10 protein-coding genes and 1 pseudogene are annotated in these 14,475 nt (G+C 43.2%); 4 read left to right on the top strand and 7 right to left on the bottom strand.

The features are described 5' to 3' along the window. Positions 1–13: 13 nt before the first annotated feature. The 3 genes and pseudogenes from QFZ73_RS07330 to QFZ73_RS07320 form a co-directional block, all read right to left on the bottom strand. Positions 14–545 (bottom strand): annotated as a pseudogene (locus tag QFZ73_RS07330) (NAD(P)H-dependent oxidoreductase). An 18-nt stretch (positions 546–563) separates the two neighbouring features. Next, entirely contained in the window at positions 564–2,168 is a 1,605-nt protein-coding gene (locus QFZ73_RS07325; RefSeq protein ID WP_373459000.1) for a DHA2 family efflux MFS transporter permease subunit, read from the bottom strand. Positions 2,169–2,223: 55 nt separating this feature from the next. Then, positions 2,224–2,862, bottom strand: coding sequence for a biotin/lipoyl-containing protein (locus QFZ73_RS07320; protein WP_307264702.1), 639 nt, complete (start codon positions 2,860–2,862; stop codon positions 2,224–2,226). A 326-nt stretch (positions 2,863–3,188) separates the two neighbouring features. Here QFZ73_RS07320 and QFZ73_RS07315 point away from each other — a divergent pair, with 326 nt between their 5' ends. After that, a complete protein-coding gene (locus tag QFZ73_RS07315; protein WP_251437883.1) occupies positions 3,189–3,647 on the top strand; it encodes a MarR family winged helix-turn-helix transcriptional regulator in 459 nt (152 codons plus the stop codon). Positions 3,648–3,705: 58 nt separating this feature from the next. Here the strand turns inward: QFZ73_RS07315 and QFZ73_RS07310 are convergent, their stop codons facing one another. From QFZ73_RS07310 to QFZ73_RS07295, 4 genes are all read right to left on the bottom strand, one after another. Beyond that, positions 3,706–4,797, bottom strand: coding sequence for an FUSC family protein (locus tag QFZ73_RS07310; protein WP_307264695.1), 1,092 nt, complete (start codon positions 4,795–4,797; stop codon positions 3,706–3,708). Positions 4,798–5,102: 305 nt separating this feature from the next. After that, on the bottom strand, positions 5,103–9,575 hold the full coding sequence (locus QFZ73_RS07305; protein WP_307264692.1) for a glutamate synthase-related protein: 4,473 nt from the start codon (positions 9,573–9,575) through the stop codon (positions 5,103–5,105). Between the two features lie 340 nt (positions 9,576–9,915). Beyond that, positions 9,916–11,205, bottom strand: coding sequence for a glutamate-1-semialdehyde 2,1-aminomutase (locus tag QFZ73_RS07300; RefSeq protein WP_307264689.1), 1,290 nt, complete (start codon positions 11,203–11,205; stop codon positions 9,916–9,918). Positions 11,206–11,349: 144 nt separating this feature from the next. Beyond that, complete coding sequence (locus QFZ73_RS07295; RefSeq protein ID WP_307264687.1) at positions 11,350–11,670, bottom strand: hypothetical protein; 321 nt, start codon at positions 11,668–11,670, stop codon at positions 11,350–11,352. Between the two features lie 149 nt (positions 11,671–11,819). Between QFZ73_RS07295 and QFZ73_RS07290 the strand changes: the two genes are divergently transcribed. From QFZ73_RS07290 to QFZ73_RS07280, 3 genes are read left to right on the top strand one after another with little or no spacing between them, the layout of a single operon-like run. Continuing rightward, positions 11,820–12,827 carry an ABC transporter ATP-binding protein gene (locus QFZ73_RS07290; protein WP_063234835.1) on the top strand — a complete coding sequence of 336 codons (1,008 nt, stop codon included), beginning with the start codon at positions 11,820–11,822 and terminating at the stop codon, positions 12,825–12,827. Between the two features lie 50 nt (positions 12,828–12,877). After that, positions 12,878–13,669, top strand: a complete 792-nt coding sequence (locus QFZ73_RS07285) for an ABC transporter permease (protein WP_251437867.1) — start codon at positions 12,878–12,880, stop codon at positions 13,667–13,669. Positions 13,670–13,673: 4 nt separating this feature from the next. Continuing rightward, positions 13,674–14,459, top strand: a complete 786-nt coding sequence (locus QFZ73_RS07280; protein ID WP_251437865.1) for an ABC transporter permease — start codon at positions 13,674–13,676, stop codon at positions 14,457–14,459. Positions 14,460–14,475: the final 16 nt, after the last annotated feature.

Raw genomic sequence — 14,475 nt, 5'->3', positions numbered from 1 at the left:
TGAATCAAGCCTCCTAGAGCTCGTTTATGAATGAACGGGTGACATGTGCCACCCGTTTTCCTAATGCTTCTCCAAGCTGCAAGTCCATTTTTGGTGATGTTGTCATCCATACCGGGCGGACAGCTTATCCCTACTCCATAGTAGGAACCATATAAGGCGTTTTCCGGGACAGTGCCGGGTAAGCCCACGATGATCATGCCTTGATGAAGCATAGGGGTGATTAAGTTCAGCATGGTAGCTTCGAGTCCGCCATGTACGGTGGCCGTCGTACAGAATACAGCACCCACTTTATTGATCAGCGCACCTTCCGCCCATAGATACCCAAGTTTATCAATCCATGTTTTCAAGCTCGAACTGATGGTGCCGAAATGACCGGGACAGCCCCAAATGATGGCATCCATTTCCTGAAGCTTATAAACATCCGCCTCGTTTACATGGTCAATGAGAACCTCAGCCCCAGGAACCGCAGCGGCTCCTTGAGCTATTGATTCGGCAAGTGCCTTCGTATGGTTACCTTCACTGTCGTAAACAACATAGATCTTCATTTTTATTCCCCCATTTAATTAAACCGATTTTTTTACTGGTGAAGGAAGCAAAGGTACATCCAAATGTTCTTGTTTAGCTTTTTTCATTGCTTTGTCTTTCCGAACGTCACGCAAAAACAGTGAGAGAACGATACCGGCAATTGCAAAGCCTGTTGCCCAAAAGAATGCATCATTGATTCCCATCACATTTGCTTGACCCTGGATTTGTGAAGAAATCAGCGACATGGCAGTTTCCTGTGCCTGTTCATTAGTTTGATTCATCGAACTCATGATGGATTGAACTATTGTTTGGAAATTCTGAACAAAACCGGGATCACTCGTACTCATTTCCGTTCCTAAAGCAGTTCCATGGAAAGAAGCACGGGTAGTATAAATGGTCGTCACGAAGCTCGTACCAATGGCTCCGGTTACTTGTTTCAGCGTATTGCTCATTGCCGTACCATGTGTATTCAAATGCTTAGGAAGCTGATTCATCCCAGCTGTCATGATAGGCATCATCAGTAAAGACATTCCAAGTGCGCGGATGGCATAGATGATGACCAAAGTCGAATAGGTTGTTTCCGTAGTCAATTTAGCGAATTCGAAGGTTGTGACGGCAGTAATCACTAAACCAATTATTGCTAATGGACGAGGTCCGATTTTATCAAATAATGCTCCTGAAATGGGTGACATCACCATCATCACAAGGGCCCCGGGTAACATCAATAGACCGGATTGAACTGGTGTGAAGCCTCTTAAAGTCTGCAAATATATAGGCAATAAGAAAATCCCGGTAAACATGGCCACTGTGACGATGGCGGAAATGATATTCGATAATACGAACATGTCATACTTAAATACACGGAAGTCGAGCATGGGTGTATCGGATTTTAGCTGTTGAACCACAAAAAGCGTCAAAAGGATCAGACCAATGATGATCGTTCCCAGAACGATGGAATCCGTCCAGCCTTTGGAACCAGCTTCACTGACACCGTATAGTAATGATGCGACACCTAGCAAGGATAGAGTGGCGCCCATCAAATCCAATTTGATTTTCTTTGGTTCTGCTACATTACGCATACTTAAAAAGGCGAGTGTCATGACGATCATGCCTAATGGCACCATTGCGTAGAACATGACCCGCCAGCTATATTCCTGAATCACCCAACCTGATAAAGTCGGGCCGATGGCAGGGGCAAACATAATGGCCAATCCAAAGATTCCCATTCCTTTCCCGCGCATTTCCGGAGGGAAGATGAAAAGGATGATCGTCATGACCAATGGCTGCAGTATCCCGCCGCCAGCCGCCTGGATCAGCCGGCCTGTAAGTATGACGGGGAAATTTGGTGCGATGCCGCAGATGAATGTCCCGACGGTGAATAGAAACATGGCAGCAAGGAATAAAATCCGCGTGCCGAACCGTTCTATTAAAAAAGCGGACAGTGGGATCAAGGCTCCATTCACAAGCATGAATCCAGTTGATAGCCATTGAATCGTAGTCGCAGCTACATTGAATTCTGCCATCATCCTCGGCATGGCCACACTAAGCAGGGTTTGATTCAAAATGACCATGAACAAACCTAGCATTAAGATAATTAACATGGGGGCAAACTGTTTCATTCCCTTGTTTTCATTTACTGAGATGGTTTGAGAAGCCATTTAAAGAAAAGCCTCCTTTCTGTATGACTGTGTAGCCTGCTTATTTAGTTGAAATTTTCACTTCTGCGTTCATTCCAGGCAGAACTTTATCGGATGGTGCTTTGATGGAAATTTTAACTGGTACTTTTTGAGTGACTTTCGTATAGTTTCCGCTGCTGTTTTGATTGCCCATCACTGAAAAGACAGACGTTGTGGCATAACCGATCTGTTCCAATGTACCTTCGAAGACAGTATCGGGATCTCCATCGATTATAATATCGACGCTGTCACCTTTTTCGATATCCTTCAATTTATTTTCTTCAATATTAGCCGTTATGGACAAATCATCCATATTGATGGTCTGAGCGAGCGTTTGACCCGCTTGAACAAGCTGCTCATCATGCACTTGTGTTTTAACGATTGTACCTTGTGCTGCGGTTTTTACTGCTTCTTTTCCGTCTAAGGTGGTTACATTGGCAACTTTGTCATCTTTACTAACACTGTCTCCTTCGTGTAAGTCCCATTCTGCTAGTTTACCGGCAGCGGGGGCAACGATGGTATACAGCTCTCCCGAAACTTTCGCTTCATCCGTTTTAATGAAATTCGTGCTTTCATAATAGTAATAAGCCCCGCCGGCTAATACCGCTAATATAATAACCAAACCAATGACATTGATTAAAACTAAACGCCCTCTATTCACTTGTTTCGCCTCCAAAAAATATTGATGATGTATTCTTTTTTTTGATTAACGTTCATTACCCAGAAATGGCTTCGCCTCCTATTCTAATGTTTATTTATTAATTTTAATAAATATTAATTTTTATAAGTATTAATATTATTAAGTAAAGAGTTTACCAGTTTAATTATTTTTTGTCATGTAATTTATTCGGAATAATAGTAGGAAATAAATACAGTGAAATAGTAAAAATTTGAATTTTTTTTAGTTTTAAGGATATATGGAAAGTAAAGTTGACAATGGAATGTCATTTAATTAAATTTAAGAGGTAGGATTGTCCTATATAAGGAGTGAGAAGGCTGGATTTTAAATGGGAAGTAACTAATAGTATAGAAATGCAGATTTTTCGGATTAGGAAGAAGCTTAGGGCCATCGTAGCAAAAAATCTTCAGCCTTATGGATTAACGTCGCCTCAGTTTTTCATATTATTGATATTGAAAAAAGAGGGGTCGATCAAATCGACCCAGCTGGCTGACTTCTTAACCGTAAAGCCAAGTGCGATTACCGTATTTGTAGATAAGCTGGTCGAAATGGATTATGTGAAACGGCAGCCCTCTGAAAAGGATCGCAGGGTCATCAATCTTGAATTGAAAGAGGCAGGGGAAGCGATTTTGGGGAGAGTCCTTGCGGAGCATAACCAATTGATGGGCAAGAACTTCAACTCATTCTCAGAAGATGAGCTGCAGGATCTTTTAAAGAAATTGGATACGATTGAAAAGGCTGCTGATAAGAACCTTTTGGATGATTGAATGAGGGGCCTGCTCTAAATAGAGACAAAAAAGACGGTTCCCGTTGGAACCGTCTTTTTTAATCTTCTTCATACTGGACAGATATTTCGTTATCTCCCTTATGGAAGGACTGGAAGCTGACGATCAGCTTTTCAAGATGTTCCAATTGTTCGTCATATTCTATGACTGCAGAAATCAATGGAACAAGGCGGGCAGAGAGATGGCCCAGATTATCATGCATTTCGTCCACTTGATTCTGCTGTTCGAAAAAGTGGGCGAGCAGCTCTTTACGACTTAAACAATCCTGGTCCCAATCTTCAATCTCCTCGATGGACTTGATTTTTTCGATATGCAGTAATATCAACTGTTCATGCTTACGGATCAAGGAATCAAGCTGCTGTAAGATGCTCCGTTGGAAATCTTCAGGCATTTGATATACTTCATTCTCGAATTTATGGACTCTCTTCAAGGTTTCAAACGCTTTTTTTGTCGTTATGATCATCTGCCGATAAACGACAAGCTTTCTTGCTTTAGCTACACTGTTCTTCTTGAAATATTCCCGTTCCTCTTTGTACATGGAATAGATATGTTCCAGATCGAGTAACTCAGCCTTCAATCTGCTGATGTCTTTTTTCAATAAAGTGTGTTCTGTAGCATGTCTTGTGCTGATTCTGATCCATTTCAAGATGTCTTCCGTTACATCTGTAATGCGTGTATAAAGCTTTGCTTCGTACTTTGGAGGAATGAAAACCAGATTCACGATAAACGAAGAAACGATTCCAAGCAAAACGGATGAGAGACGAATAAAGGCAAAATTCAGGAATTCCCCGTTCTGGCTTTCCATGATGGCAATGACCGTCACGATGGAAAGGACAATCGTTTTATCCATTTTCAGTTTTAAATTGATGGTTATGACAACCATTACGGCAAGACCGATTATAAAAATATCATTTCCGAGCAACAAAACGAAGGAGACAGCAACCAATGCGCCAATGATATTTCCTTGAATTTGCTCCAACACTGTTTGATATGAACGGTAAATGGTCGGCTGTATTGCAAAAATTGCAGCAATCCCAGAAAGGACAGGAGCAGGAAGGTTAAGCAGTTCCGATAGGTAAAGCGCTAAAACAATTGCTATTCCTGTTTTGAGAATGCGGGCACCAAACTTCATATATGGGTTAATCCTTTCTTTGTGTTGTTATGGATCTGGTAAGAAAAGGCTCTATTTATATATAGGCTTTTGCTTAAAGTTGTATTCTAACTTATTTGTTAGTACTTTACACTAAAATAAGAAGATGTAAACAAAAAGTAATATACAGGATTTTCCTGAGAGTTGCAATAGCTAAAATCAAGTTTAAGATATAAATAAATGATAGGCAATTTCTTGATTGCTTTCTCTGTGTTTTTCCATCGTTTACTGGAAAAGGCTGATGCTCGAATTGAAGAGCATCAGCCTTAATTAATATATTTTCGGCATCACTCCGTGGATACAGCAGGATCCGCCTGTTCTTTAACTGGAACGACCTGTAGGAAGTGTTCTCCAGGTTTTTGAAGCAGTGTCTCTAAGGAGGCCGCTTCTTCGGTTTGGCCATGATCTTTCAAGAGGGACGTGTATTTGCCAAGAAGTTCGGCCACGTCCTGCAGGCCTTTTGCGGATAGGGGCTCAATGGAAATCTTTGCCCCTTTCGCAACCCGTTTCTTAATGACATCTTTGGTTAATCCAGATTCAGGCTGTTGCCGTAAATAAACGACACCGCCTGTCATCCCTGCGCAAATCCATGGACCGGGATCACCCAGAACCAAACCTCTTCCATTTGTCATGTATTCAAAAGCGAATCCCTTAATATTGGAAGTTACCGCAATATTACCGTTTTCCTTTTCAGGAAGCGGTTGTTTCAATAATCCTCCAATGATCATATCCGCTCCGGAAAGCCGGATTCCGGCTCTGGCATCGGCATCACCTTGGGCAATGAGGAGACCATGCTGTGCACCGTAACCAAATCCCTTACCGACAGATCCATTGTAGAACTTCCCATCTTTTCCTGGAGATTTAAAGATGGCAATATTACCGCCAATCGATGTTTTGCCAATACCATCCTGGGCACCGCCATTCACGCTGATTGAAATTCCCTCCGTATTGTATGCCCCAAGTCCATTACCCGGGATGGAACCATCCTGGTAGGATAGGTGAACGGGAGGAAGTTTTTTGTATGATCCATCCAATCTGCCCCTAACGCGGTGACAGGACACCCTGCTGCCGAGTACACGCTGCTCGGAAGTGATCGAGCTATAGCTACGGGATTGCTGCAGATCATCTACATGCGAATCCAGATATTCAGCGCCAACGGCTACCTGCATGGAGCCTTCATTCAAATATGCCGCCGTTTCTTTATGTGAGAACGGTGTTATATCCAGGTTTTTCAATAAATAGGTTAAATCCAATGATTGTTGACCTTTAACTTGCTGTAGCAAATCAGAACGTCCGACGATATCCTGAAGATTCTTCACCCCAAGTGATCCTGTCAAAGATTTGAGTTCTTTTGCAAATGCACTGAACATATTCGTTAATCCCTGAACGGCTAAATCAAATTTTCGTGGAACAAAACGGCGCAGCCCATGTTCTTTCGCCTGTGCTTCCGATTCAATTTGAGTGGCGATGCCCACATGGCAGGTATCAAGGTGACATCCGCGGCATGTTGTACAGCCGACGGCAATCATCGAAAGGGTCCCAAAACCTACACGGTTTGCGCCAAGCAACATGATCTTCAATACATCCATCGAGCTTTTTAACCCACCATCAGCCCAAATTTCGACATTCTGACGAATACCTGACTCAAGCAAAGCATTATGGGCCGCTTTCACACCTATCTCAACTGGTAGACCGACATGTGCGAGTGCATGGATCCTGGCAGCACCCGTTCCGCCATCAAAACCAGAAAGCGTTATGATATCGGCCCCAGCTTTTGCGACGCCGACAGCAATCGTACCAATGTTTGGAACGACCGGTACTTTGACGGCAACTTTTGCTTTGTCGTTTGCCGTTTTTAGCTCATGGATCATTTGGGCCAAATCTTCAATTGAGTATATATCATGGTTATTGGAAGGGGAGATCAAATCCGAACCGATTGTTGCATTTCGGGCTTCTGCGATTTTCGCTGTGACCTTGGAACCGGGAAGGTGACCGCCTTCACCAGGTTTTGCCCCTTGCCCAATTTTAATTTCCAATAGATTTGAAGAGTTCAAGAGTTCTGCATTGACACCGAAACGGCCGGAAGCGATTTGCTGTCCGCGGGATTTCGGGTACTTGCCCAGCATATCCTTGATTTCCCCGCCTTCACCATTCATGCTGATCATGCCTAACCTCTCGGCAGCTTCTGCATAGGCCCGGAAAGCAATCTCATTTTGTGATCCAAAGGACATGGAGGCTATGACGAACGGCATTTCCTGTTCGCCAACCGAAAGACTGACTTCTTCAGAAGGGATGGAAGCGTCTGAAGTTTTTAATGATGTCAAGTGGCGGATCGCCGTAGGATTGGATTCTTCCTGTTCGGTGATCTTTTCACGATAAGCATCATAGTCCCCGGTTGAAGCAACTTCCCCGATGGACTTCCAAATTCTAGGGAATAAATGAAAGGTCTTTCCCATCCGTTCTTTTTCATTCCCGTAATCTTCTGCACGCTGGATGGCATCTGCCTTGATTTTATCAAAATTATAGTCCAGATCATTGGATCCGAAGAAGTTAGCCACATTTAAATATTTCGCGATTTCCTCATGTAAACCGATGCTTGAGAAAAGTCTTCCATATCCACGCAGCTCATGAATGCCAATGGTGGAGATGACTTTCTCAAGCCCTTTCGTCAAGGAGTTATATAGATTGGTAACCCCCTTGAGGTTATCTGAAGATAAGGAAAGGAACATATAATAGGGGCTGATTAAGTTGGCCCCAAGACCATAAGAAACGATGATATCATGCAGTGACCTTAGCGATGCTGAACGTAAAAGGATGGAACAATCACGACGCTTGCCTGTGCGGACCAACGCTTGATCGACGGCTGAAGTGACGAGGTGTGGATCAAGCCAAAGGTGGCCGTTTTGATGGGCAAGGGCATCATCCAGAACGAGAAGCGTTTTTCCTTCATCCACTGCATTGACACTTTCATCCGTAATCCTGGTCAAGGCATCCGTGATGTTTTCATCTTCTTTGAACGTGCTTGAAATGAAGTGCACGAGTTTTTGATCTTGGTTATATTTAATGAACTGATCATAGCTTGGCTGCGATACGATAGATGAGCACTCATAACCCGTTGACCCTTCAATCAATAAGGGAGTCAACAGCTCCGTAACCTTTCCTGCCTTATTCGCTTCGAAAAGGGAAGGACGTTTTCCGATGATCGTTCTTGTCGAGAAGTGCTCGGTTTCCCGGTCCCGGTCGATCGCTGGGTTGGTTACAACGGCCACACTTTCCTTGATGAAATCAGCAATGTTGGTCCGTTGGGGATTAAGTGCTGCCAGTGGAGCATCGTGACCAAGTGAACGAATGGGCTCAGCGCCTTTTTCGGCCATCTGTTCCACTAATTGGACATGCTCCCTTTCCCACCCAAAGGCCTTATACTGCCCATTATGAATGGCTTGCGTGTTTGTCATGGAAACAACCTTTTCAAAAACTTGGGGCTGTAAGCGGACTCGGTCATTGGAAAGGACGAAACGATCATTGAAGAGTTCAAATACTTTATCCTGGTAATCCTTGTATGTGTACAATTCAATACGGTCGCCGTTCCATTTCAAACCTATTTTTTCCCCTGGACCCATTGGTTTCGGATCTCCGGTATATTCACTGGAAGGGATGATTCCTGGTTCGGAAGTGAACATATAGGATGATTCCGTTTCAATATTCCATAGTGGGCGCAAGCCTAAAGAGTCGACAGAGAACACGGCTTCATCGCCGAAACGGGAGATGATGCCTGCCGGACCTTGTGCAAAATGACCCCAAGCTTCCCTTAAATACGTATATAAGTCTTGTAAGTGCTCGGGATATTCCTTGATTTCATTGATGATTGGCGGAAACATAAGATCGACAGCTTCAAATAAAGAGTAGCCATGACGGCAGATGAAAGTTTCGATCGTCTTGTTTAAATCCTGTGAGTCGCTTCCATCTTTAGCGATGGGAACTCCGATCATTTTCGCTTCATCACGCAATTTGGCGATGGTATTGATTTCGCCATTATGACCAAGTACACTGAAAGGCTGGACCCGGAAGAAGCTTGATAGAGTATTAGTTGAAAAACGATTATGTCCCAGTGTCATGGTGGAGGCAGCCAAAGGGTCGGCAAGATCAAGATAATAGGCAGGGAGCGTATCCCCCGCACCCATCACTTTGTATACCGCATGATGCTGGCTTAAAGAGGCAACATGGATGAAATCACTTTTTTCGATGTCGGAAGTCAGCTCAAAAAGAACATTTGAAAGCTCCTGGTTGTTATTGATGGTGGAGGAACAGGCAAATTGCCAGAACACTGGGTCTTCTTGAATGGCAATCGGTCCCAATGCCTCGGAACGGTAAGCCTTATCCGTTTCGAATATCAATGAGAGACCATGTTGGAGCAGTTTCTCCTTAACTTCGATTTTTAAGTCATTAGCTTCTGTTTTTTTGCTTAAAAATAAGTGGCCGACTATGAAGGAATCTTGATCGACTATGCCTGAATCGACATTTGCCGCTTCAAGCTTCTTTTTCCAAAGAGCCCGGGGAATATCGATATGGATGCCGGCGCCATCGCCCTCACCATTGATGAAGCCGCAGCGATGGTTCATTTTAACCAGGGCGTCGATGCAGGCAAAGATGTTTTCGTTAGTAGGGATCTTCCTTTTTTCGATGCAGGAAACGATTCCGCAGGCATCATGTTCTTCCTTGTGAAATTCTTTGAATGTAGCAGGTGTCCATTGTTGGGCCATATATGTGGCTTGAATAAGGTTACCCTTATTCTCTGCCTTTCACCTCCTGTAGCATATGTTTAATGGGGGAAATATTAGTAAACCCGAACAATAGTCCAAGTTTTAATAGATTGAAAGAAAGTGTATAAATGTATATAAATGTATCCATATCATATCATTTAAATATTCAGAAATCAATTTTTTATACAATGGGATGGATGCTGTGATTGATGGGATTTTTGTGAGAAGTGGCTTCAAATGCTAATATTAAAGATTTATTACAAGAAAATAAGAAACCCTCAAGATTGAGGTGCATCCTGAGGGTGTATAAAAAAATGCATAATTATGCTGATTCGATTTATTATATTAGGTTTTTGAATGCATGTTCAACCGCTTTTAGAGTATAAGCGATATCATCATCCGTGTGAGCAATTGTCAAGAACCAGGCTTCGTATTTGGACGGTGCCAGATTGATTCCCTGGTTGAGCATGAGTTTGAAGAACTTAGCGAACATTTCGCCATCCGTATTTTCCGCCTGCTCATAGTTTTCAATTTTTTCTGTCGTGAAATAGATAGTCAATGCCCCTTTAAGGCGGTTGATGGTGATCGGGACATTATATTGGCGAGCCGCTTTCAGGATACCTTCTTCAAGGATTTTTCCCAGCCGGTCAAGCTCTTCGTACAGACCCTCTTCTTTCAGTACTTCTAAGCAAGCTATCCCGGAAAGCATGGAAGCAGGATTTCCTGCCATCGTACCTGCTTGATAAGCTGGTCCTAGCGGGGCGACTGTTTCCATGATTTCTTTTTTACCGCCATAGGCACCAATAGGAAGCCCGCCCCCGATGATTTTTCCAAGCGCGGTCAAATCGGGTTGAATTCCCAAGAAGTCCTGCGCCCCTCCATACATGAAGCGGAACGCCGTGATGACCTCGTCGAAAATGACGAGTGATCCGGCTTCGTGAGATAATGAAATGACTTCTTCCAAGAAGCCAGGGCTTGGTTCCACGATTCCAAAGTTGCCGACGATCGGTTCAACCAGCACGCCTGCAATTTCATTGCCCCATTTATCAAGTGCTTCTTTAAATGACTCGATATCATTGAAAGGTACCGTGATGACTTCTTGTGCGATGCTTTTTGGAACGCCGGCAGAGTCCGGTGTACCTAGGGTGGACGGGCCGGAACCTGCAGCAACGAGAACAAGGTCGGAGTGTCCATGGTAACAGCCTGCAAACTTGATGATCTTATCGCGTCCTGTGTAAGCGCGGGCAACACGGATGGTGGACATGACTGATTCGGTGCCTGAATTGGTGAAGCGGACTTTATCCATGGATGGTATGGCTTCTTTCAACATTTTGGCAAATTTGACTTCATGTTTTGTAGGTGTGCCGTATAAAACGCCCGTTTCTGCTGCTTTAACGATAGCATCAGTAATATGTGGATGCGCATGCCCTGTGATGATCGGGCCATACGCAGCTAAATAATCGATATATTTATTGCCGTCAACATCCCAGAAATAAGCCCCTTTGGCATGATCCATCGCAACTGGTGAACCGCCGCCTACGGCTTTGTATGAACGGGATGGGCTGTTAACCCCGCCAACGATATGTTCCAATGCCTCTTTATGTAAAAGCTCCGAATTACTAAAATCCAATCTTAAAACCTCCTATAAATATAAACATATTTCCTCTTAATCATAGCACTTTTCCGTCCGTAAATCTGGGGTGTAAGGCTGGGAAATGTGATTCGTCCCCTGATGGAACCGCTGCAGCCTTAGAAGCATCCGGATTCCGGGCCATCATTTTGTTTGGGAAATGGGGTCGGATCCCAAAACTCCGGTTATGAAAGTAAGAATGGCCAAGATGGTGGCTGGGTTTTCGATGTCGAAGGATTGGCGGTTCATTTCGCCCTGGGCTTGGTAATAGATTAGGTGACCGGTTCCTTTTTCTTCATTAATATGAAGGTGGAAACTTATGGGGGTGCTTTCGATCGATCCGCTGGAATCCCTTTGGATGATCTGGCATAATAATTCCCCGTATTCATCTTCATAAAGGAAGTCATATCGGAGGTCGATAACGACCTTTTCGATTTGGGATAGTAATAATCTTTTGATATTCATAGCATACTCGTCTCCTTTATATATGTATCTGGTACAACAATCATTTCGTCTGAAAATGGTATATGGCATCCAAGCATTTTTATTGTCTAAAAAGGTTAGGTTGGATAAACTAATTCATTAGGACAAGAGATTACGGAGGATGTAACAGGATGAGTGATGCAATTCAAGTGAAACAGCTTCGGAAGGAATTTAAGTCGGCATCAAGCCGTACAGGGCTAAAGGGTGCCTTCCGGGATTTACTTACCAGAAATTATAAAATCGTCCCTGCCGTCAATGATATCAATTTTACTGTAAAAAAGGGTGAGATGGTAGCTTATATCGGGGAAAATGGTGCAGGGAAATCAACCACGATCAAAATGCTGACAGGTATTTTGGAACCGACAGCAGGTGAAATCACGGTTAATGGAATGAATCCGCATAAAGAAAGGGAAAAGTTCACTCAGACAATCGGAGTCGTATTCGGTCAGCGCTCACAGCTTTGGTGGGATATTGCGGTTCAAGAATCCTTTAGGCTGCTAAAAAAGGTCTATAAGGTAACGGATGAACAATATAACGATCATATGGAACATGTCATCAAGACGCTCGATATCGGACCTTTGCTGGACAAACCAGTGCGTAAACTCTCGCTTGGTCAGCGAATGCGCTGCGAGCTTGCGGCAGCCTTGATCCACAATCCGCCTTTGCTGTTCCTGGATGAGCCGACGATTGGACTTGATGTACTCGTGAAAATGAAGATTCGTGAGTTCCTGAAAGAAATCAATGAGAAATATAATACGACAATCCTTTTGACTACCCATGATTTAGGAGACATTGAAGCATTATGTGAGCGCGTAATCATGCTTGATGAAGGACAAATCATTTATGATGGGGAATTGCAGAGTTTAAAAGATAACTGGGCTGAGGAAAAACAGATCCATTTTCAATTCATCGAGCCGATCGCATTGAAGGAATTGCAATCATTAGCACTCCCATTTACGGCTAACTGGGTTTATGATGAGAAAAATCAAACATACATTGCCTTGTTAAAAGAAGAAAGTGACCATATTTCACAGCTTGTTTCGGCTGTCGTATCTCATTTTAAAATAAAGGACATCAAAATCCATGAAACGTCCATTGAAGAGATTGTTCGCAACATTTACGAAGAAGGCACTGTCTGACTCTCTTATCATTAAGAAACAAAACGTGTCTATCAAGAAGGGGGAGGGCCATGGGGAAGTATCTTGCAATGATCCGCATGCGTTTTTTGATGATGCTTGCGTATCGAACGGATTATTATACCGGCATTTTAATTTATAGCATTAATATCGGTGCTTATTATTTCTTATGGAATGCGATATATGGAGAAAAAAGCGCCATCGAAGGACTTTCAGGTATGCAGATGACAACCTATGTCGCGGTTGCATGGATGGCGCGCGCTTTTTATTTCAATAATATTGACCGCGAAATCGCCACTGAAATTAAAGACGGCAAGGTCGCCATTGAAATGATCCGGCCTTATAACTATTTAGGCATGAAAACGATGCAAGGACTTGGGGAAGGGATATTCCGTTTCTTCTTCTTCTCGATTCCAGGAATGCTGCTGGTAGCTTTCATTTTTCCTATCGAATTGCCGCACGAGCCGGCTACGTGGGGGATATTCGGGATTTCCTTGCTGTTCAGCTTCATCATCAATACACAAATTAACTTATTGACGGGAATCACTACCTTTTTCCTATATAATAATGCCGGATTGATCCGGGCTAAAAGGGTCATCATTGATTTATTTTCCGGTCTGCTGCTGCCCATCAGTTTCTATCCGATATGGGCGCAGGAAGTGATGAAATATTTGCCCTTTCAAGGGATCAGTTATGTACCAAGCATGATTTTTACGAACGGTTACAGTTCAGGCGAAATTGGCATGGCGCTTTTACAGCAGTTAATTTGGTGCATCATTCTCATAATACCGATTCAGCTTTTATGGATAGTCGCAAAAAAACAGCTGATTATTCAAGGAGGTTGACGGGATGTTTTATGTATCGATGTTTTTTCAATATGTGAGTCAATATATGAAAACAAGATTGCAATATAGAGCCGATTTCTTCATGGAAATCCTATCTGACCTGCTGAATCAGGTCGTGAATCTGGTTTTTATCTTAGTCGTTTTTGGACATACCCAATTTTTAAGCGGCTGGAGCCGTGAAGAAATCATATTCATTTATGGATTCTTCCTTATCCCATTCGCCCTTTTTTCTGCCTTTTTCAACATCTGGGATTTTAATGACCGCTATATCGTCAAAGGTGAAATGGACCGGATATTAACAAGACCGATACATAGCCTGTTTCAAGTCATTTTGGAAAGAATCGAGCTAGAAGCGTTATTTGGTGTTGTGACCGGTTTGATCATTATATTCTATTCGGGGATTTCATTGGATCTGCAGCTTGCGTGGTATGACCCGATCCTTTTCATCATTTTTGCAATAGGCGGGGCCCTCGCTTATGCAGCCATTTTCGTTGCGATTGCAAGCATTGGGTTCTGGTCGGATGCGAAAACATCCATCATGCCAATGATGTACAATATCGGGAACTACGGGCGCTATCCTGTTGATATTTATAATAATGTCATCCGTTTTGTCCTTACATGGGTGCTGCCATTCGCGTTTGTTGGTGTCTATCCGGCATCTTATTTCCTTAGAAAAGAAGAGTGGTATGCATATGCATTTGCCACACCTGTAATTGGGGTTGCCTTTTTCGTGATATCCGTTTTCATATGGAATCAGGGAGTGAAGAGGTACCGCGGGGCGGGGAATTAAAAAGACCCTTCAACAA

Origin of the sequence: Peribacillus sp. V2I11, from assembly GCF_030817135.1 — a bacterium.
Classification (GTDB): domain Bacteria; phylum Bacillota; class Bacilli; order Bacillales; family DSM-1321; genus Peribacillus; species Peribacillus simplex.
The sequence above is the reverse complement of the archived record's forward strand: the minus strand, read 5'-3'. Positions and strand labels throughout refer to the sequence as shown.